The 19,186-nt window shown below is 66.8% G+C and carries 17 protein-coding genes and 5 pseudogenes; 12 read left to right on the top strand and 10 right to left on the bottom strand.

Annotated features, from left to right (window positions below):
• Positions 1-26: 26 nt before the first annotated feature.
• Positions 27-1,484 carry a trypsin-like serine protease gene (locus AC069H_RS18875; RefSeq protein ID WP_478233180.1) on the top strand — a complete coding sequence of 486 codons (1,458 nt, stop codon included), beginning with the start codon at positions 27-29 and terminating at the stop codon, positions 1,482-1,484.
• A 1,781-nt stretch (positions 1,485-3,265) separates the two neighbouring features.
• On the opposite strand, the pseudogene AC069H_RS18870 reads toward AC069H_RS18875, so the two are convergent.
• Positions 3,266-3,884 (bottom strand): annotated as a pseudogene (locus tag AC069H_RS18870) (transposase); the annotation flags it as partial.
• Between the two features lie 219 nt (positions 3,885-4,103).
• Here AC069H_RS18870 and AC069H_RS18865 point away from each other — a divergent pair.
• From AC069H_RS18865 to AC069H_RS18850, 4 genes are read left to right on the top strand one after another with little or no spacing between them, the layout of a single operon-like run.
• Positions 4,104-4,616, top strand: coding sequence for an anthrone oxygenase family protein (locus tag AC069H_RS18865; protein ID WP_478233179.1), 513 nt, complete (start codon positions 4,104-4,106; stop codon positions 4,614-4,616).
• The gene (locus tag AC069H_RS18860) at positions 4,613-5,068 is read left to right on the top strand and encodes a hypothetical protein (RefSeq protein ID WP_478233178.1); all 456 of its coding nucleotides are present in this window, start codon (positions 4,613-4,615) and stop codon (positions 5,066-5,068) included. The genes AC069H_RS18865 and AC069H_RS18860 overlap by 4 nt, the downstream gene beginning before the upstream one ends.
• An 18-nt stretch (positions 5,069-5,086) precedes the next feature.
• The gene (locus AC069H_RS18855; RefSeq protein WP_478233177.1) at positions 5,087-6,268 is read left to right on the top strand and encodes a sensor histidine kinase; all 1,182 of its coding nucleotides are present in this window, start codon (positions 5,087-5,089) and stop codon (positions 6,266-6,268) included.
• Positions 6,265-6,924 carry a response regulator gene (locus AC069H_RS18850; RefSeq protein WP_478233176.1) on the top strand — a complete coding sequence of 220 codons (660 nt, stop codon included), beginning with the start codon at positions 6,265-6,267 and terminating at the stop codon, positions 6,922-6,924. The genes AC069H_RS18855 and AC069H_RS18850 overlap by 4 nt, the downstream gene beginning before the upstream one ends.
• Here AC069H_RS18850 and AC069H_RS18845 read toward each other — a convergent pair.
• From AC069H_RS18845 to AC069H_RS18820, 6 genes and pseudogenes are all read right to left on the bottom strand, one after another.
• Positions 6,905-7,228, bottom strand: coding sequence for a carbonic anhydrase (locus tag AC069H_RS18845; protein WP_478233257.1), 324 nt, complete (start codon positions 7,226-7,228; stop codon positions 6,905-6,907). The genes AC069H_RS18850 and AC069H_RS18845 overlap by 20 nt on opposite strands.
• Before the next feature lie 69 nt (positions 7,229-7,297).
• Positions 7,298-7,587: pseudogene (locus tag AC069H_RS18840) on the bottom strand (carbonic anhydrase); the annotation flags it as partial.
• A gap of 29 nt (positions 7,588-7,616) precedes the next feature.
• A pseudogene (locus AC069H_RS18835) lies at positions 7,617-8,462 on the bottom strand (SulP family inorganic anion transporter); the annotation flags it as partial.
• 105 nt (positions 8,463-8,567) lie between these two features.
• Positions 8,568-8,888 (bottom strand): annotated as a pseudogene (locus AC069H_RS18830) (response regulator); the annotation flags it as partial.
• Positions 8,885-9,043: pseudogene (locus AC069H_RS18825) on the bottom strand (ATP-binding protein); the annotation flags it as partial. The pseudogenes AC069H_RS18825 and AC069H_RS18830, both read right to left, overlap by 4 nt.
• The gene (locus AC069H_RS18820) at positions 9,010-9,228 is read right to left on the bottom strand and encodes a GntR family transcriptional regulator (RefSeq protein WP_478233256.1); all 219 of its coding nucleotides are present in this window, start codon (positions 9,226-9,228) and stop codon (positions 9,010-9,012) included. The gene AC069H_RS18820 and the pseudogene AC069H_RS18825, both read right to left, overlap by 34 nt.
• Before the next feature lie 66 nt (positions 9,229-9,294).
• On the opposite strand from AC069H_RS18820, the gene AC069H_RS18815 reads away from it, so the two are divergent.
• The 6 genes from AC069H_RS18815 to nhaA all read left to right on the top strand — a co-directional run bounded on the left by AC069H_RS18815 (position 9,295) and on the right by nhaA (position 14,990).
• Entirely contained in the window at positions 9,295-9,639 is a 345-nt protein-coding gene (locus AC069H_RS18815; protein WP_478233175.1) for a hypothetical protein, read from the top strand.
• Positions 9,636-10,559 (top strand): ABC transporter ATP-binding protein, encoded by a 924-nt coding sequence (locus AC069H_RS18810; RefSeq protein WP_478228091.1) that lies wholly within the window; start codon positions 9,636-9,638, stop codon positions 10,557-10,559. The genes AC069H_RS18815 and AC069H_RS18810 overlap by 4 nt, the downstream gene beginning before the upstream one ends.
• A gap of 2 nt (positions 10,560-10,561) precedes the next feature.
• Positions 10,562-11,356: an ABC transporter permease gene (locus tag AC069H_RS18805; RefSeq protein WP_478233255.1), complete on the top strand. Its 795-nt coding sequence runs from the start codon at positions 10,562-10,564 to the stop codon at positions 11,354-11,356.
• A 144-nt stretch (positions 11,357-11,500) separates the two neighbouring features.
• Positions 11,501-12,112: a TetR/AcrR family transcriptional regulator gene (locus tag AC069H_RS18800; protein ID WP_478233174.1), complete on the top strand. Its 612-nt coding sequence runs from the start codon at positions 11,501-11,503 to the stop codon at positions 12,110-12,112.
• Positions 12,109-13,377: a glycosyltransferase gene (locus tag AC069H_RS18795; protein ID WP_478233173.1), complete on the top strand. Its 1,269-nt coding sequence runs from the start codon at positions 12,109-12,111 to the stop codon at positions 13,375-13,377. The genes AC069H_RS18800 and AC069H_RS18795 overlap by 4 nt, the downstream gene beginning before the upstream one ends.
• Positions 13,378-13,685: 308 nt before the next feature.
• Positions 13,686-14,990 (top strand): Na+/H+ antiporter NhaA, encoded by a 1,305-nt coding sequence (gene nhaA, locus AC069H_RS18790; protein WP_478233172.1) that lies wholly within the window; start codon positions 13,686-13,688, stop codon positions 14,988-14,990.
• Between the two features lie 6 nt (positions 14,991-14,996).
• Here the strand turns inward: nhaA and AC069H_RS18785 are convergent, their stop codons facing one another.
• Both AC069H_RS18785 and AC069H_RS18780 read right to left on the bottom strand, forming a co-directional pair.
• The gene (locus AC069H_RS18785; RefSeq protein WP_478233171.1) at positions 14,997-17,030 is read right to left on the bottom strand and encodes an APC family permease; all 2,034 of its coding nucleotides are present in this window, start codon (positions 17,028-17,030) and stop codon (positions 14,997-14,999) included.
• Complete coding sequence (locus tag AC069H_RS18780; protein ID WP_478233170.1) at positions 17,009-17,566, bottom strand: NAD-binding protein; 558 nt, start codon at positions 17,564-17,566, stop codon at positions 17,009-17,011. The genes AC069H_RS18785 and AC069H_RS18780 overlap by 22 nt, the downstream gene beginning before the upstream one ends.
• A 256-nt stretch (positions 17,567-17,822) precedes the next feature.
• Between AC069H_RS18780 and AC069H_RS18775 the strand changes: the two genes are divergently transcribed.
• Positions 17,823-18,146: an STAS domain-containing protein gene (locus tag AC069H_RS18775; protein WP_478233169.1), complete on the top strand. Its 324-nt coding sequence runs from the start codon at positions 17,823-17,825 to the stop codon at positions 18,144-18,146.
• A gap of 26 nt (positions 18,147-18,172) precedes the next feature.
• Here AC069H_RS18775 and AC069H_RS18770 read toward each other — a convergent pair whose 3' ends face one another.
• On the bottom strand, positions 18,173-19,027 hold the full coding sequence (locus tag AC069H_RS18770) for an alpha/beta fold hydrolase (protein WP_478233168.1): 855 nt from the start codon (positions 19,025-19,027) through the stop codon (positions 18,173-18,175).
• Positions 19,028-19,186: the final 159 nt, after the last annotated feature.

Raw genomic sequence — 19,186 nt, 5'->3', positions numbered from 1 at the left:
CGCCCCCTGCGAACCAAAGGAGCACGATGAGAACAGCACGTCTGGTCACAGCCGCCGTCATGGCCCTTGCCGTGATCACTCTGCCCGCCATCGGGACGGCGAACGCCGATCCCGCCGCCACCGCCGCGACCCCCACCGATCAGCTGCGGCCCCCGGACATGGGAGCCCGGGTGGTCAACGGGCAACGCACGACCGTGCGGGAGAACCCTTACATCATCGCGGGCCTGCGAGCGGGTGGCGGCGGCCCACAGGGTCAGTCCTGCACCGCTTCCGTCGTCGGCAAACGCAAGATCATCACCGCGGCGCATTGCATGATCGACGTCGGCGGTGCGAAGAGCTACCTCTACGGCGACGACGACCTGAACACCCCAGGCGACGAAACCTTCCGCACCCCTGTCGCCTCCTACAAAGTGCACCCCCGCTACACCGGCCCGAACTCCTGGCAGACCGGCTACGACGTCGCGGTGATCACCACCGAGACCGACCTTCCCGTCCCGGAGAACCAGTGGGCCAAGGTGGCCGGGTCGGGTGACGCCGAGCTGACCGCACCGGGGAAGTCGGGCACCGCGGTCGGCTACGGACGCACCTCGGCCGGCGGTGGATCCGGCACGCTGTACAAGACCACGATGCCGGTCAACGACGCGAACGCCTGCCAGGTGTTCAACGTGCGGGTGAACCCTGACCTCATGGTGTGCGTCGGGTACAACGACGGGCGCACCGCGACCTGCTCCGGCGACAGCGGCGGGCCGTTCATCGTGGACGGCGTGATCGTCGGCGTCGTCTCGTGGGGCTCAAGCGGATGCGACCGCTACAGCATCATGGCCCGGCTCACCAACGAGATGGGCGACTGGGCCCGCGGCGAGATCGGCGGCACTCAGCCCGGTGACGGGAAGTTCGGCGTCTCCCTCAGCCCGGCGGCGGGCAAAACCGAGCCCGGCAAGTACATCTCGACCTCCGTCGTGACCAAGGCTGGCGACGCGGGACCCGAAAAGGTCGACTTGGCCGCCACCGGCCTGCCCGCCGGCGCGACGGCCACGTTCCAGCCCGGCGCGTCCCTCAACTCCGGCGACGTCGCCAAACTCACCGTGGAGACCGCGGCGAGCACTCCAAAAGGCACACACCGGATCACCGTCACGGCGAAAGGCTCGTCCGGCACCAAGTCCGCCGACTACACTCTGACCGTCGGTGACGGTGGTACCACGGAAGGTCCCAAGCCGACTGTCTCTCCCGGTGCGGGAACGGTGACATCCGGCTCGTTCGTCAATGCGACCGTCACCGTCGCCGGAGGAACGGGCAACAGCACCCTCACCGCGACAGGCCTTACGCTGAACCCGATGTTCCAGCCAGCCACTGTCGCCCCGGGTGGTACATCACGCATGTCCATCGCCGCCCCGTTCCAGCGCGGCACCTACAAGATCATCATCACCGCCACCGACAGCACCGGGAAAACCGGTACCGCCGAATACAGTCTCACCGTCCAATGAGCTGACCCTGTGGAGCCCATGACCACCATACGGTCACGGGCTCCACGGCTCCGGTAAGTGACGGTCGGTGCGAACAGGGTGCCGACGGCCGATCGGTCGACACGGGCAGACGCGAGCAGGACCTGGTCATACCTGGCCCGACCGGTTGACCGGCATCCGGGTAGGCCATCGGCATTCGAGGGACGGCCGTCGTCAGCTCGATAAGTAATCTCTTAGCCGATTTCGGTGATTTGGGCCGGTGCGGGGACGCACTGGCCGCGATCGAGGAAGGCCAGGCTGTCGCTGGCCGCAGGCGTGTGCCCTGCTTGGCTCATAGCGCTAGGGAAATGAGGCAGCAGCCTAGGCAAGAAGGCCGAGAAATGAAAGGGGTGGCAGGTACGGCCTCATCCGGACCCGCCCAAGATCAAAGCCCACCGGCAAGATCCTCTTTGCGGAGAAATCCTGGAGGTGGGCTTTGGTTTCTTACTGTGCGACATCAGGGACTCGAACCCCGAACCCGCTGGTTAAGGGTCGGCACCTGGGCGTGTCGGATGGTGTCGAGTGATGTCGAACAAGACCTTTTCGTCTGGTCGCGAGGCATCCGCTGTGACGGGGTGTGTCGCCTGGTGTCGGACTGTTTCGGGCCTCTCGGGCTCGTCTCGGGCTCGCGGATACCGGACCCTGCCGACTGGTCCAGCCGTCTTGAAGGGCTGCGTTGTCGGGTGGTGTGGACGATGACGGTGGGGAGCGGCGCGATCCGGTTGTGTCGGCGGTGAGCACCATGGTGGGGATCGCGGTCGGGCTGACGTTCCTGTTCGGGTTCGGGTGCGCCACGAGGCGCTGTTGTTGCGGATGGAGGTGGAAGACCGTCCATCGCTCCGTCGTCGTAGCGGCGGGGTGAAGCTTGAGGCAGTCTGACCCAGGGGTCGCTGGGTTGGGCGGGAGCAGCCTCGACAAAGTCGCGTCGGCCGGGTACTGCCGGACGGGTCGGGCGTGGTGAGCGAGACGGGAAGGTGTACGCGAGGAACCGGTTTCGTTACGCCTCTTCACGAATAGCCAGCTCTAACCCGGTGGATTCGGGCTGGTGAGCCTCAGGTTGTCGATTCGGCGAGTTCATTTCTTGAGGTACCGGTGTGCGGAAGCGGGCTCGATGGCGTCGTCGTTTGGGGCCCGGACGGGATATCACTTGGCCGATGCGGTTCGGGACCGGCTGGGTTTGAGCGCGGGAGTGTGCCTTCTTCGCGCCATTTTCGGAGGATGCGGCGGCCGTAGTTGTGGGTGCCGGCGATGCGGTCGAGTTCGGCGCCGGTGGGTGTTCGGCCTTGGGTGTGTTCGTGCTGGTAATAGGTCCACATCAGGCGCTCGGCGAGCGGACGCTGTTCATGACGCGTCTCCACCACGGTCTCGGCGGAGCCGGTTGATCCTCAGTGTGGCGGAAAGCCGCAGCTCAGAGGGCTGAGAGAGTGCGTGGTTCCTGTCGGTACCTCGTCTGCGGGGACGACCTCCTGGGCTACCGGTCACGATCGACCAGGCGGGACCAACCCCGCTCGCGCGGGGAGGACGCGACCTCGACCGGATCGGACGAGAGTTCGTAGGGACCAGCCCCGCTCGCGCGGGGACGACACGCCGTCCGGCTGGAAACTCAAAACCGCCGCCGGACTAGCCCCGCCTGCGCGGGGACGACACTGATGAGGAGCTGGCGCTCGACATCACCTCGGGACCAACCCCGCTCGCGCAGTGACGACCGGCACCCTCTGCTGGTGAAGTTCGCCTACGCGGGACCAACCCCGCTTGCGCGGGTGCCGCACGGTGGCAAAGGTCGACTCGATCGGGTTCGTGGTGCGCAGGTGGATCCAGTGCTCGGCAGGGTAGCCATAGAACGCCAGTAGCTCCTCAACGTCATCGGTGATCTTGGCGACGGCCTTGGGGAACTTGGCGCCGTAGGCGGCGTCGAACGCCTTCACCGCATCGAGGGCGAGGCGGCGGTCTTCGGCGTTCCAAGATCTCGGCGAGGACCTTCTTCGCCCCGGGACGCGCGGACTTGGGCAATGCCGTGAGGGCGTTGGCGATCTTGTGGAACCAGCACCGCTGTTCCCACGTCTCGGGGAAACCTCACGCAGCGTGCTCCAGAACCCGAGCGTTCCGGGTTCCTTGCGGCCGTCAGTGTGCATCCCGATCATCACCAGCGGGCACAGCTTCTGTTCCTCCAGGCGGATGTTGACGTGGATCCCGTCCGCCCACAGATACACGAAGTCGACAGTGGACAGGTTGCGCTCGCAGAACGCGCGCTGCTCGGAATTCCACTGCTCGGTCAGCTTCGTGACCACCGGTCCCGACAGGCCTTTCGTCGAGCCGAGGAACTGCCTCAGCGGGCACGAAGTCCCCCGAGGACAAGCCGTGCGGGTGGAGCAAGAGCAACACTCTCTGGCTGACCTACCTCACACCGTACGGACACCTCGCCGATCGCCGCATTGCTCGGTGCCTCGGCTACCGCCGCCGGGATCCGAATACCTGAGCTCTGGTCGTTGTCACTACGTCGATTTACGTACTCGGATGGAGACCGCATGCGGATGTGAGTAGCCGAGGAGGGACATACCTTCGACGAGGTAGTGGTTCCTTTCCCGTCGAGCGGAGAAGCACGTGCGACACAATGGCATTTCCCTTGCCGTTTCGGGCGCCTATGTCTGGATAGCCATGGTGGCTTTCGGAGGTATCGCGGTCGAAACCATAGTCATCTATCCGAACGTCTTCCACGACGCCCCAGCGTCCTTGGCCAAGTCAATGGAATTCTTCGTGGTCACCGGACCGGCCGACTTCTTCCCTCCGATGGGCGCGGCCACCGTGGTGGCGGCCGTGGTCACCCTGCTGCTATTTCGCCGGTCACGGCAGGCGAGGTGGTGGATCACCGGGAGCCTCGCGACCCTGGTGGTCGGCGAATTTCTGTTCTCTGTGTTCTATTTCTGGCCACGTAACGACATCATGTTCGAGGAGGGGCTCGCTGTGCATTCCGTGGAGTTCCTCCGTCAGACGGCGGTCGAGTTCGAGACCGGTCACTGGTTCCGGCTCACGTTCAGCGCGGTCACCGCGACGCTGGCCTTCATCGGTTTCCTGCGCTGCCACCAGGCGCGCTCGCTTTGCGGAGGTCAGGCGTGAAGGGCAGGGATCGTCCCTCACTCGGCATCTCCCTGCCGGGAATCCTCGGCCTCGCCGCTCTCGGCGTACCCAGGGTGGTCGCGCACGACCTCGGCCTGGTGGGGCCGGTGGGCAACGCGCTGCTGGTGTTCGTGCCGCTCGCCATCTGGCTCGCGATCGTGCTGTGGCGCCGGGTGCCGAATCCGTTCCTCACCTTACTCATGGTGGGCTTGGTCCACGGTGTCCTGCTCGGCATCACCCATCAGTTGTTGTGGACCGAGGCATTCCCCGGTGGGCCACCGAGTCTTGGTGGCAACCTGACCGGCACACTGCCGCCGTCCACGGAGGCAGTGGTGCTGCGGATCTTCGCGTTCGGCAGCAGTCTGTTCACCGGGATGCTCACCGGCGCGGCGAGCGGTGCCGTCGGATGGCTGTTGGCCAAGATGGTTTCGGGACTACGCCAACGGAAGTGAACCGGAAGGGGCAGGATCGTGGCCATCGGACAGTCCACAGGGGAGGCTGGCCCCGACGGCAGACGGCGGTTCCTCGTCGATCTCGGTCTCGGCATGCTCGTGCTGGTCGCGGTCGGCACGGCTATCGCCGCGAACGTGGGCGGCCCGTCCTCGCCGGGTCTCGCCGCCTATTTGTTCGGAGCGTTGTTCGGCTCGTTGATGATGGTGCGTCGACGCTGGCCGGTCGCGACGCTGCTCGTCACGGCAGTCGCTCTGCTGGGCTACTACATGCTGTCCTACCCGCCGATCGGTCTCGCCGTGCCGGTGGCCGCGGCACTGTTCTCGGCCACCGAGTACGGCCGGCTGTACTGGGCCGTCGGCACTGCCGCGGGGTTGCTGGCCATCTCCACTGGGATGCGGATCGGCCAGGGCGACAACCTCGGTTTCGTGCTCGGCCTGGAGGTGCCGACGTCGGCCGCGCTGATGGCGACGGTCATCGCGCTGGGCGACAGTCTTCGTTCCCGGCGTGGCTGGCGGGCCGAACTGGTCAAACAAGCCCAGGCCGCCCAGATGGAGCGAGAGCGTGAGGCGGCGGCCCGGGTCGAGCAAGAGCGCGTGCGGATCGCGCGGGACCTGCACGATCTCATGGCGCATACGGTATCGGTGATCTCACTGCACACCGACGTGGCGAGGGAGACTTTGGCCGACGACCCCGAGACGGCGAGACGTTCGCTCGCGGCGGCTCGGGCGGCGTGCCGGAACGTGGGCGAGGAGCTGCGGGCGACGCTGCACGCCCTGCGCGAACCCGAGGGAGCCCACGAATCCCCGGCGCCCGGGCTCGACCGGTTGGACGTTCTCGTCGGCACCGCCACCGACGCCGGACTTGAGGTACGGGTGCGCACCATCGGTACACCGGTCTCGCTGCCCGCGATCGCGGACGTGACCGCCTACCGGTTGATCCAGGAGGCGCTGAGCAATGTGCTCAGGCACGCCGATGCCAGTACCGTGCTCATCGAACTGGACTACGACAACGACTCCGTGGGAATCAGCGTGACCGACAACGGCCGCGGCAGCGAAGCGCCCGCTGACACCTCCACGGGCTGGGGTATCGCCGGCATGCGCGAGCGGCTGGTCCTGCTCGGCGGCGACTTGGACGTCCGATCCCGACCCGGCGAATCGTTCGTGGTCCAGGCCCGGATCCCCGTGCGAGGACGCGCGTGATCCGCGTGGTGCTCGTGGACGACCAGCCGCTGGTCCGGGAGGGGCTCCGGTCTCTGCTGGAACGTGCCGACGACATCACCGTCGTCGGAGAAGCGGGCGACGCCGCCGCAGGCATCGTGCTCATCGCGCGGGAGCGTCCGGATGTCGTGCTGATGGACATCCGGATGCCGGCCGAAGACGGCATCGCGGCGACCCGCCGGATCGTCGCGGACCCGGAGCTGCGGCAGGTGCAGGTCGTCGTGCTCACCACTTTCGACACCGACGAGCACATCCTCGACGCGATCAGGGCGGGCGCGGCCGGGTTCCTGCTGAAGGACACAAGCCCGGACGACCTGCGCGGAGCCGTGCGGACCGTCGCCCGCGGCGACGCCTTGCTCTCACCTTCCGTGACACGCCGGGTCATGCGGGCCGCGGCGGCGAGCCCGCGCAGAGGCTCGGCCGAGCGGCTCGACAGGCTCACCGCACGGGAACGCGAGGTCCTCGCCAAGGTCGGGGCGGGCCAGTCGAACGCCGAGATCGGGCGAAGCCTGCACATGAGCCCGGCCACCGCGCGTACCCACGTCGGCCGCCTGCTCGGCAAGCTCGGCGCCCGCGATCGCGCGCGGCTCGTCGCGATCGCCTACGAGACCGGGCTGATCACCCCAGGAGCACACTGAGCCCACTCGCGATCACGATGCTCGGCGCGGTTCCCGTCGCCATTGACGTCATGGGGAAGAAGCCGCCGGAGGTGGCTGGGGTGGCGCGTTCGATGTCGTCGCGGACGAAGCCGTCGGTGCCGAGGCCTTCGGCGAGCGCGGTGCCTGTGGCGGCGACCGCGCCGCACTGGTCGTGGCCGAGGACCACGACCAGTGGGCACTTGAGCACGCTGAGGGTGTACTCGATGCTGCCCCGTTCTTCTGAGCCGGTGGCGTACCGGGCCCACGCCGATGGCGTCTTCGAGGAAGAGGCCGGGTGTGCCAGGGGAACGTCGCCAGGCTGCGTCGTTGAGGAAAGCCGGTGTCGCTGTCGATCCGGTGTCTACTCGACCTCTGTCGGCCGGAGCCCCGTGTCGGCCTCGAGTTCGTCCTTGAAGTCGTCCTCGGTGACCAGTGACAGACCGCAGTTGGTGTGCTGCACGATCATCACTTCGCGGGTGCCCAATTTTCGTTGGCTGAGGGCGAGCGAGCGGATGTCGTCGGTCACCACGCCGCCCGCGTTGCGCAGCACATGCGACTCGCCTTGGATGAGACCGAAGATTTCGGTCGCGGAGAGCGCCGATCGCCCGGCACCACGTTGCCGAGTTCGCCGTTTCGCTTGAGCAGTACGTCGATCGCGGTAATGAAGCTCCTGTCATGCGTGATGGCAGCCGTTATTCTGGAGCTTGAGCAGTCGTGGGACTTTCTCCCGCGGTCGCGGGCGACCCGCTTCTGACGGCACTCTTCAGCTTCTCGCGTTGTTCGTCGTTCGCCAGCGCGGTCAACTTGTGCTCGAGGTGTGGAGGCATCTCCTTTAGGCCGACCTCGACACCGGACTTATGCGAGTGATCGAGGAAAGTCAGCAAGCCCTTCGCCCCTGACAGGTCCAGGTAGGTCACGTTCGCCATGTTCACCGTGAGGGTCGACTGGCCGTCGCGCAAGGCGGTGAAGACGCGGTCGGTGGTCAGGAAGGACAGTGGTCCGTCGATGTGGTGCGTGCCGGTGTCGTCGTGGACGATCGAGGCTTTGCGCCGGCGTGACTGCACGCCGTGGAAGATCAGTGCCAGAACGACGCCGACACCGACCGCCACGGTCAGATCGACGAGGACGGTGATGAGCATCGTCGCGAACATCACGACGATGTCCCCTCGCGGCGATACGTGTACCTTGCGCAGGCTCTCCCAGTCGAACATGCCGATCGCGGTCAGGATCAGGATTCCCGACAGCGCGGCGAGGGGAATGTACTGAACGACGGCTCCGAGGCCGGCGACCAGGGCGAGAAGGATGACGCTGTGCGTGGCGGCGGACAAGGCGGTCCGGCCACCGATCCGGATGTTGACCACGGACCTGACGGTCGCGCCGGCGGCGGCCATACCGCCGAACAGCCCGCTGGCGATGTTCCCGAGTCCCTGGCCGACGAGTTCTTTGTTGCTGCGATGCCGGCCACCGGTGATGGTGTCCATGACGACCGAGGTCAGCAGCGAGTCGATCGAGCCCAGCAGTGCGGTGATGATCACGAGCGAGACCAGGCTCGCCGGTATCGACTTGATCACGCGTGCGGACGCGAGCATGAGCACGATCGTGACCGCCACGACCAGGAAACTTCTTTGCACCTGGTCCAGTTCGCCGATGATGATGATCAGCGCGATTCCGCCCATGAAACCCGATACCACCGGGTGGGGGATGTAGCGGATGAGTGATCCGAGCCTGCGCAGGACGATGATCGGTACGGCCGTCCGCTCGCGCAGCGTCGAGATGACGTCGGTGCCGTCGATGTCCGGGAGGCCGAGGTCGAGCATCACGGCATCCGGGTTCCCGTCCGCGGCGGCCGTGAGCGCCGCCTGCCCGTCATCGGCGGTCTGGACCTCGTAGCCGCAGGCCGAGAGGGAGATCCGCAGTGTGCTGAGGATCTGTGGCTCGTCATCGACCACGAGAATGGTGGTCATACCGGTGTCCGTGCTGCGGCGTGGTGGGAGGGCAGCGAAATGACGATGGTGAGACCCCCGCCCGGGGTGTGCTCGACGTCGATCGTGCCGCCCATCGCGTCGGTGAAACCCTTGGCGACGCTCAGCCCGAGTCCGATGCGGGTACTCGAGTCCCGATGATTCCTTGCTGCCGCAACAGGTCGTAGGCCTTGTTCACGGTGTGGAAGTTGATCCCGAAATCGGCGGCGAGTTGCCGTGTCGAAGGCAGGGCGTCGCCTGCCTTCGCTTCACCGCGGGCTATCGCCTCGACGACCCTGTCCCGGATCTGCTGATGGATCGGCACATCGCTGTCGAGGTTCATCGTCAGCCGCACACCACTTAGTCTATCTGCTATACATCTAATAGAACAAATAGTACTGGAGGTGTCATGGCTCAGGTGATGATTCAGGGCCGCGAGCTCAGCGTCCGGCTGACCTCATGGGAGCGGTTGATCAGCCGGCGGAGCGAGGTACGGGTCCCGTTGACGGCGATCCGACACGTCCTGCTCCTCAGGCGGCCGTTGTGGGCGGTCAACGGAACCCGTAGGGGAGTGGAGGTGACCGGTGTGCAGAAGGTCGGCATCTGGTCTGGCAGGCGGCTCGTGTCGATACAGAAGGGACTGCCCGCACCGCGGGTGGAGGTCGAAGGCGATCCCCGGTTCCGTGAGCTGATTCTCAGCACGTCCGACGCGGCTGAACTCGTTCAGCGGTTGGGCGCCGAGGTGAAGGCATGACCGAGGCCGCGATCCGCGTAACCCACCTGACGAAGCGATTCGGGCCGGTCACGGCCGTCGACGACCTGAGTTTCGTGGTGGAAGCCGGTTGTGTGACCGGCTTCCTGGGGCCGAACGGTGCGGGTAAGACCACCACGATGCGGATGATCCTCGGCTTGGTGACGCCGACCTCCGGCACGGCGACCATCGGCGGTGCGCGCTATCGGGAACTTCCGCGTCCGGCCGGGACGGTCGGCGCCCTGCTCGACCGCTCGGGTTTCCATCCCGCTCGTACCGGCCGCGACCACTTGCGGGTGTACGCGCGGATGGGCGGCTACCCGGATTCCCGGGTTGTGGAAGTCCTCGAACGCACCGGTGCGGCGTCGTACGCCGATCGGAAGACCCGTGGCCTATCGACCGGAATGCGGCAACGGCTCAGCCTGGCCACCGCCCTGCTTGGTGATCCGCGGGTCCTGCTGCTCGACGAACCCGGCAACGGGCTGGATCCCGAGGGCATCGCCTGGCTGCGGCGGTTCGTTCGCGAGTTCGCCGCACAAGGTGGAGCCGCGCTGGTGTCCAGTCACCTGCTGGGCGAGATCGAGCAGATGGCGGACCGGGTCGTCGTGATCCGTGACGGCGCGTTGGCGTTCTCCGGCGAGATGGCCGACCTCGCCCAAGGCCGGCGGCAGGGCGTGCTGGTCAGGACGCCGGACCTGGACCGGCTCACGGTCGCGTTGACCGCCGAAATGGTTACCGGGCAAGGATTTCACTGTGTGCCGGTAGGGGACGGGGTTGCGCGGATCGAGGGCTTGTCCACGGCACGCATCGCCGATATCGCCCTCCGGCATGGTGTCGCGCTCAACGAGCTCACACCTCAGCGGATCAACCTGGAAGAAGTGTTCCTTTCCTTGACCACGAAAGAATCCGGAGGTCTCCGGTGATGGTGCGCTCTTTGCTCTCGGCCGAAGTCCGTCGCCTGCTCACAACGAAGTTCTGGCTGTGGGGGCTGGTCGCCGCGGTGGTAAGTGGTGGCTTCATCGCTCTGCTTGCACTCGTCGGGCCGGAGAACTTTCAGCCTCCGATGCCGGGCCTCACGACCGAGGACGGCACTCGGCTGCTGCTGGGGATGCTCGGGATTCTGGCCTTCGTGCCCGCGTTGCTGGGCACCAGCGCCGTGACCGCCGAGTACCGGCACCAGACGATCACCTCCACCTACCTCTTCGCGCCGAGGCGATGGAGCGTGCTGGCAGCGAAGCTGGTCGTCCATGCGATCGCAGGGTTGGTCTACGCGCTCCTCGTGGTTCTGTGTGCAGGAGCCGGACTGTTCGCCGTCGCGGTCCTTCGCAATGTGGAACTCGGCCTGCCTGCCGGGGAAATCGTCGTCACGCTGCTCCGCGTCGCGGTAGCGATGACGGTGTACACCGTTCTCGGTGTCGCCTTCGGAGCGCTGCTCCGCAATCAAGTGGCCGCGCTGGTCGTCGTCGGGGCCTACTTCTATCTCGGCGAGTTCGCGCTACTGCTGATTCCCGGCGTCAACGCCGTCTACCCCTACCTGCCCGGCGGTGCCTCCGCCGCGCTGACCGGCTTCACCTACCTCGCCGAGGCCACCGCGAGCCAGACCGGGGGCGCCGCGGCAGTACTGCTGTCAGCGCCGGCCGCGGCGCTCGTGCTTCTCGGTTACGCCGTCGTCGCGGCTGTGATTGCCGTCGCCGTGCCCCTGCGCAGGGACGTCACGTGAACCGGCGAGACGGCGAAGCCGGTCACAGCATGGTGACGTAGGGTGCTCGAATTGTCCCCGCCGGTCTAGCTGTCCAGGCTATCGGCGGTGAGGGTTCTCCTCGTGTGCTTGACAGTGACTGAACGAGTGTTCAATGCTCTGATCATGCGTTCAGTGTCTGATCTGACCGCCCGGGCTCGGATCCGGGATGTGGCCTTGGCGAGGTTCGGTGCCGACGGTGTACCTGGGACGTCGGTGCGCGCTGTCGCCGTCGACGCCGGCGTGTCGCCGGGGCTGGTGCTGCATCACTTCGGCTCGAAGGAGGGATTGCGGCAGGCATGTGACGATCACGTGCTCGAAGCCATCCGCTCCGGAGGAGACGACGGCACCGCCGCTCTGGCGGAGGCTTTGCGGGCCGCCACTCCAGTGCGGCGTTATCTCGCGCGGGCGTTCCTGGACGGTACGAGTGCCGCGTCCGCCCTGTTCGACGAGATCGTGGAGCACACCGAGGAGTGGCTCGCTGAAGGAGAGCGCGAAGGCTGGGTGCGCGCCGCGGCGGACAAGCGGGCGCGCGCGGTCGTCTATGTGTCGTGGCTGTTGGCACCGTTGGTGCTCGGGGATCACGTGGGGCGCTTGCTCGACGGCGATGCCGCGGAGACCGTGACGGCGGTACGCGGCGCCCGGGCCGGTTTGGAGATGCTCACCGACGGCCTGTTCGCCGACGACCGCTGGCTGAAGGCCTACTCGGCCATCGGAGAGCAGGAGGCGGGACGATGAGGGCGTTGCTCGTCACCCATGGCACCCGTGGCGACGTCCAGCCGATGCTGGCGCTCGCGGTGGCCCTGCGGGAGCGAGGGCATGAAGCGGTGCTGGCCGCGCCAGGATCGTTCGGGGACGCCGCGGCGGAGCACGGGATCGAGTTCGCGCCGCTGGACGAGGGGCCGAACCGGTTGATGGACGACCCGGTGGTGAAGGAGGCAATGGAGAACGGCTACCGGGGTCTACGAGGCAAGATCACCGCCGTGCGGACGGCGCAACGCCTCAAGCCGTGGATGGTGGCGGTCCTGCATGACGTCGGCGTGGCGGCGAAGGCGTCCCGCGCGGACGTCGTCGTGCACACGACCGGGGTGGCGGCCCAGCATGCCGCCGAGATGCTCGGCGTCCCGTCGGTGGTCGTCGCCCTGCAACCCGGCTGGGTTCCCACCTCCGAATTCCCCTGCCCGATGGTGCCGTTGCCGCGGCTGCCGAAGGTCCTCAATCGTGCCAGCTACCTCGCGGTGTCCGCGATCCTGCGCACGTACGCGGGGATCACCACCACCTGGCGCACCACCGAACTCGGGCTCCCGCGTCGCCGGGGGAGCCACGACCTGTTCCACGACAAGGAAGGCCGCGACCGGCCGGTGCTGCAGGCATTCAGCCGGCATGTGACAGCCGCCGCCGGCGATTGGCCGGATTCGGTGCGCACCACCGGCTTCTGGTATCTCCCCGCCGCGCCGACGTGGTCGCCACCCGCGCGCTTGCAGGAGTTTCTCGACGCTGGGACGGCTCCTGTCTACATCGGATTCGGCAGCATGGCGGGCCGAGACGCGCGGCGCACGCGGGAAGTGGTCGAGAACGCTGTCCGGCAGGCCGGGGTTCGCGCGGTGGTCGCGACCGGCTGGGGCGGGATCGACGGTGACGTCGGCGACGATGACGTCCTGGTGATCGAGCACGCGCCACACGATTGGCTGTTCCCGCGGGTGAGCGCGGTCGTGCATCACGGTGGCGGCGGCACCACCGGCGCCGCTCTCGCGGCGGGCAGGCCGCAGGTGGTGTGCCCGTTCGTCGCCGACCAGCCGTACTGGGCGCGCTGCATGCACGCCGCCGGCGTCGCTCCGCCGCCGATCCGGCAGCAGCACCTCACCTCCGATCGGCTCGCCGCGGCGCTGCGGCAAGCCACCGGTGATGCCGGGATGCGAGAGCGAGCCGAACTCCTGGGGCGGGAGATTCGGGAGGAGAACGGTTTGGAAGCCGCGGTCAGCGCCATCGAGCGCGTCACTTGACGGACGAGAAGGAAGTCCATGGAAGTCACCGCGGAATCCACGGCGAACGGGCCTGGGTGAAGAGCAAGTCGCTTGTGCCGCCAGATCACCGTCAGGTTCGGCAGGCTCTGGGAGCGGGCCGGGCAAGGGCACGGGTAGCGGTCCTTGGCTTTCAGTTCGTCAAGAATACGTAAGCGTGGGTATGGTGTCCGCGTCGAGGCGCAGCCTCGTGGTGTGCCGGGAAGACTGGTCGGCGAGCCGAGCCGAACCGCACCCGGAGTAGCCCATGAGCACTGTTCCCGCCACTGGATCGCGCACCTCGGCGTTCCATGTCTGAGAGCGCCGCACCGCGAGCCCGCCTTTTCGACCGCGGGTCCTGGCCGGAGGCGCAGCGCGTCGCGGAGATCCTGCGCAAGGAGACCGTGGGTGGTGTTCTGCTCCTGGTCGGAGCCGTCGTCGCCTTGGTGTGGGCGAACACCCCTTGGTCAGGCGCATACGAGGCGTTGCGTGAGGTCCGGGTAGGACCGGCGGCTCTGCATTTGGATCTCAGCTTGGCGACCTGGGCCGCGGATGGGCTTCTCGCGATCTTCTTCTTCGTCGCGGGCCTGGAGGTCAAACGCGAGTTCGTCGCCGGGGATCTGCGCGATCCCCGGCGGGCCGCGGTCCCGGTCGCCGCCGCTGTCGGAGGCGTCGTCGTACCGGCTCTGATCTACATCGCGATCAATCTCGGTGACTCGGCCGCGCTGGGTGGCTGGGCGATCCCGACAGCCACGGACATCGCGTTCGCCTTGGCCGTCTTGGCGGTGATCGGGCACCACTTGCCGTCCGCGCTGCGAACCTTTTTGCTCACGTTGGCTGTCGTCGACGACCTGATCGCCATCGTGATCATCGCCGTTTTCTACACCCGTGAGCTCCTGGTCGGCCCGCTATTGCTGGCACTGCTTCCCTTGGCCGTGTTCGCCGTGCTGGTTCAGCGCCGGGTGCGATCTTGGTGGCTGCTGCTTCCGCTCGCGGCGACGACCTGGGCGCTGGTGCATGCTTCGGGAATTCACGCGACGGTCGCCGGCGTCCTGCTGGGGTTCGCGGTACCCGTGATCCGCAAGCACGGCGAAGGGCCAGGGCTCGCCGAGCATTTCGAGCACCGGTTCCGGCCGATCTCGGCCGCCGTGGTGGTCCCGGTATTCGCTTTCTTCGCCGCCGGTGTCACCGTGGGTGGCCTTGGCGGCCTGGCCGATTCACTCCTCGACCCTGTGGCGCTGGGTATCGTCCTCGCGCTCTTGCTCGGCAAGACCGTCGGCATCACCGGGGCCACCTACCTCGTGTCCCGGTTCACCCGTGCGGAACTCCACGACGACCTCGCCTGGACCGACGTGATCGGGCTGGCCGCGCTGGGCGGCATCGGCTTCACCGTGTCCCTGCTCATCGGTGACCTCGCCTTCGGCGCAGGCAGCGAGAGTGACGAACATGCGAAGATCGCGATCTTGGTGGGCTCCCTGCTCGCCGGTCTCGTCGCCACGATCATCCTGCGCATTCGCAACCGGGTGCACCGCAGAATCTGTGCCGAAGAGTCGGTCGACTCCGACCACGACGGCATCCCGGACGTTCACCAGCATGAAGGTGAAACGCGCGGCTAGACGGCTTCACGTTCGGTCACGGTTGCTGCGCTTTGGAGGGTGGTCTGTGTTCTCGGCTTGCAGGCCCCGGCGGATTGAGCCAGGAGCCAGTTCCGGGCGGTGACGGACTTTGGCTGAAGAAGCGAGTTGCCAGGGCACGCTGGTCACCATGACACCGGGCTGGAACAGGAGGCGTCCTTTCAGCCGCAGCGCGCTCTGGTTGTGCAGGACGTTCTCCCACCAATGGCCGACGACGTACTCGGGGATGAACACGGTGACCACGTCGCGCGGGTTGTTGGTGCGTACGCGTTTGACGTAGTCGAGGATCGGTTTGGTGATCTCGCGGTAGGGCGACTCGATGACCTTCAGCGGGATGGAGAAGGGCTGTTTGGCCCACCGGTCGAGGAGTTCGTTGGTTTCCTGGTTGTCGACGTTGACGGTTATCGCCTCGAGGACGTCAGGCCGGACCGCCTTGGCGTAGGCCAGCGCCCGGCGGGTGGGCCGGTGCAATTTCGACACCAGGACGATCGCGTGATTACGCGACGGGAGAACGATCGGCTCATCCTCATCGGCGTCGTGGAGTTCATCCCCGACCCGTTGATAGTGACGGCGGATCGCGGTCATCAGCAGGTAGATCGCGGCCATGGCGGCCAGCGAGATCCAGGCACCCTGGGTGAACTTGGTGACGAGGATGACCACCAGCACCAGGGCGGTCATGGAGAAGCCGAAGGCGTTGATCGACTGGGAGCGGCGCATCCGGCGGCGCGCGGCGGGGTCGGTTTCGGTGCGCAGCAACCGGTTCCAGTGCCGGATCATCCCGCTCTGGCTGATCACGAAGGACATGAACACGCCGACGATGTAAAGCTGGATCAGGCGGGTGACCTCGGCGTCGAAGGCCACGACGAGAAGGATCGCGGCCGCGGCGAGGAAGACGATGCCGTTGGAGAACACCAGCCGGTCACCGCGGGTGTAGAGCTGCCGCGGCAGGAAGCGGTCCTGAGCGAGGATCGAGCCGAGCACGGGAAATCCGTTGAAGGCGGTGTTGGCCGCCAGCACCAGGATCAGGCCGGTGAAGAAGATGACGAACCAGGTCGCCGGCGGGAAGCCCGCGAACACCGCGTTGCCGAGCTGGGCTACCAGTGTCTTCTGCTCGTAGCCTGCCGGGGCGCCGATCAGCTGATGCGCGGGGTCTTCCGCAACCTGCGCGCCGGTGAGCCGGGCGAGCATGATCAAGCCGAGGAACATGGTGATCGCGAGCACGCCCATCATCAGCAGCGTGGTCGCGGCGTTGCGCCCCTTGGGTTTGCGGAACGCGGGAACACCGTTGCTGATCGCCTCCACGCCGGTCAGCGCCGCGCTCCCGGAGGAGAACGCGCGCAGGATCAGGAAAGCGAACCCAAGCCCAGCGAGATGTCCGCCCTCCTCGACCAGCGTGAAGTCCGCGCTTTCGGCCCGTACCTCCTCGCCCAGGATGAAGACCCGCACCACCGCCCAGACGATCATGGCGAGGATGCCGAACACGAAGGCGTAGGTCGGGATGGCGAAGGCGGTGCCCGATTCCCGCACACCCCGGAGGTTCATGGCGGTCAGCACCACGATGGCGCCGACGGCGAACTCGACCTTGTGTTCCCCCACGAAGGGCACGGCCGAGCCGATGTTGGCCGCCGCGGAGGCGATCGACACCGCCACGGTCAGCACGTAGTCGACGAGCAGGGCACTGCCGACGACCAAGCCCCAGCGCGGGCCGTGGTTGACGGTCGCGACTTCGTAGTCCCCGCCACCGGAGGTGTACGCGCGGACGTTCTGCCGGTAGGACGCGACCACCGAGATCATCACCACGGCGACCAGCACCGCGATCCAGGGGCTGAACACGAACGCCGACGCGCCCGCGACCGACAGCACCAGAAGGATCTCCTCCGGTGCGTAGGCAACGCTCGACATCGGGTCGGAGGCGAAGACGGGCAGCGCAATCCGTTTGGGCAGCAGGGTGTGTGACAGGCGGTCGCTGCGGAACGGCCTGCCGACGAGCAGGCGTTTGGCTATGGAGGCGAATGTGGGCATGGAGGGAGCGGCCTATGTTTCCGTGAGGGAGAGGGGACAGAGGGAAGACGAGGTGGTCGCCGGAGGCCACGCGTTGTCGCGTCGCGTGGAGGCCCCAGTAGCGCTGGTCGTTTTGGATCAGGCCGACAGCGGTCGTACCGCATTCGGCGACCCGCTGCCCGAGCTCGGACGATCGGGCAGGCCGTTGATCGAGCGTCCACGGGGCAAAGGCCGGTCCGCGATGATCGAGCAGTGCCCTCGGCCAAAGCTTCGCCGGCGGCTTCGGCGGTGACCACGGCTTGGTCGGCGCCGTGACGTCGAACCAGGTCAAGGTGGGGACTCTCCCGCACTTGGCCGGAATCCGCGCGGGTGAGCACCTGCCGGTCGGTGCCGTCCCCGAGGATCGACGGGACACCGAGTTCACCAGCCAGCCGTACCGCATCCGGGGCGACGTCTACGGCGAGGAGATCGACGGGTCTGGTGCCGTAGGCGAGCAGGTAACTCGCGGCGCTGGAGCCGGCCACGCCGAAGCCGACCACCAGTGTCTGACCACGCATACTCCAGGACCTCCGCGCGTGGACCCTAGTGACACGTGCCCGAATTGTCGGTGCGCGGCAACGCTTACTAACGCGGTCTTGACGGCTGAGTGGCCGAACCCCAGGTCGACCGTCAAGAAAACGCAAAAATTCCGGGTGCTGGCTGCATCGATCGCCTCAACAGGTGGCGCCCGGTCGAACAGGTCGAAACTGAAAGCAGCACGTACGCTGGGCCGCGCCTGGAGGACAGCTCGGACGCGCCGGAGGAGACAAGAGGATGGAGCGGTCGACACCGTTCTCGGCGACGACTGTGGTGGAAGCGGCTCGCGTGACGATGGTGGTCGGCGGCGACCTGGACTTCACCACTCATGTCAAGCCGGCCGCGGAGTTCGACAGGCTGATGGACCTATCGCCGGATGGACTGGTCGTCGATCTGACCGGAGTGGAGTTCTGTGCCTCCAGCGGGCTCTCGTGTTCGGTCGGACTCAACACGAGATGCGCGACGGTGGGAGTACCGCTGCTTTTCCTGCCTTCACCGAGAATCCGCAGGTTGGCCGCGAAAACCGGTCTGACGGGAATACTCCCGCCGGCCGGCGATTGACGCGGTCTCTGGCGTCGGCCCCATGCTCAACTGTCGAGGAAGTCTCGGATCTCGCCGTTGATCAGTGGCCAATCCTTGCTGAGCCAAATGAAATGGCTGTGCGCGGTGCTTTCGACGAGCCTGCCGCGCTGGATGGCGGCGGCGAGCGACTCGGCATGGGTGAAGGGCACGGCACCATCGTTCCGGCTGGCGATCACTAGAGCCGGCTGCGTGACCTCACCGCAGGTTTCCCCGTTTTCGCTGAGGTCGTTGAGGAAACCGTGGCCGGACCGCATTCCGGCGAACAGACTGAGCAACGTCTCGCGGTTCGCGGGCGTAAGGGCCGCCAGAGCCTGCCGGGACGGTCGTGTGGAGAGGTCGCTCAGCAGGATGCGAAGGCCGACGTCTGGTGCGGTGCGTATGAGTGCACGCACCGCTGACCAGGTAAGGCGCTCGGTGGTGGAAGCGAACGCGAGACGAGCGCCGATACGGGTTCGACGGTCCGGCCAAGGCAGTGGGCCGACCGCGCTCTGGAGGACGACTCGCTCCACCAGGTCAGGATGGCGTGCGGCCATCGCCATCGAAGTCGGCCCTCCGGCCGAAATACCGACGACGGCCACGGCGCGGTCGATGCCGAGATGCGCGCACAACGACCGTATGACGTCTGCGAACCCGCCGGTTGTCTTACCGGTCGAGAGCGGAGTGCGCCCGTAGCCCGGTCGTGAGGGCACGAGCACCGAGTAGCCAGCCTCGGCGAAGGTGTCTTCTCCGAGAGCGAGTCCGGCGTTCATGTGGCCGCCATGAAATATCACCACTGCGGGACCGGACCGTCGATCGAATCTGTACTCGACTGCTCCGTCGCGCAACTCGGCGATAGTCGTGTGAAGGTGAACCTCGGTCATGGCAGGCATGATGGCTCATCGGTACTCGACGACGTGATCAGGTCTCGGCGCGGTTGTTGATCTCGCCCCGGCCAGCCTGGCTGGAGCGCCCGATCATGGTGGATCCTGGCAGGTCGAGTCTCTCGCCGGCACGCCTGGGGCGCCACTTGCATCGCGCCC

It is taken from the genome of Amycolatopsis sp. NPDC043887 (assembly GCF_056435665.1).
Note: the sequence above shows the minus strand (reverse complement) of the source record. Positions and strands in the feature narration are given on the sequence as shown.

Excerpts from the sequence above, each read along its gene's own strand:
- AC069H_RS18875 (WP_478233180.1), top strand. The coding sequence starts at position 27 with ATGAGAACAGCACGTCTGGTCACAGCCGCCGTCATGGCCCTTGCCGTG.
- AC069H_RS18820 (WP_478233256.1), bottom strand. The coding sequence starts at position 9,228 with ATGAACCTCGACAGCGATGTGCCGATCCATCAGCAGATCCGGGACAGG.
- AC069H_RS18815 (WP_478233175.1), top strand. The coding sequence starts at position 9,295 with ATGGCTCAGGTGATGATTCAGGGCCGCGAGCTCAGCGTCCGGCTGACC.
- AC069H_RS18810 (WP_478228091.1), top strand. The coding sequence starts at position 9,636 with ATGACCGAGGCCGCGATCCGCGTAACCCACCTGACGAAGCGATTCGGG.
- AC069H_RS18800 (WP_478233174.1), top strand. The coding sequence starts at position 11,501 with ATGCGTTCAGTGTCTGATCTGACCGCCCGGGCTCGGATCCGGGATGTG.
- AC069H_RS18795 (WP_478233173.1), top strand. The coding sequence starts at position 12,109 with ATGAGGGCGTTGCTCGTCACCCATGGCACCCGTGGCGACGTCCAGCCG.
- nhaA (WP_478233172.1), top strand. The coding sequence starts at position 13,686 with ATGTCTGAGAGCGCCGCACCGCGAGCCCGCCTTTTCGACCGCGGGTCC.
- AC069H_RS18785 (WP_478233171.1), bottom strand. The coding sequence starts at position 17,030 with ATGCCCACATTCGCCTCCATAGCCAAACGCCTGCTCGTCGGCAGGCCG.
- AC069H_RS18780 (WP_478233170.1), bottom strand. The coding sequence starts at position 17,566 with ATGCGTGGTCAGACACTGGTGGTCGGCTTCGGCGTGGCCGGCTCCAGC.
- AC069H_RS18775 (WP_478233169.1), top strand. The coding sequence starts at position 17,823 with ATGGAGCGGTCGACACCGTTCTCGGCGACGACTGTGGTGGAAGCGGCT.
- AC069H_RS18770 (WP_478233168.1), bottom strand. The coding sequence starts at position 19,027 with ATGACCGAGGTTCACCTTCACACGACTATCGCCGAGTTGCGCGACGGA.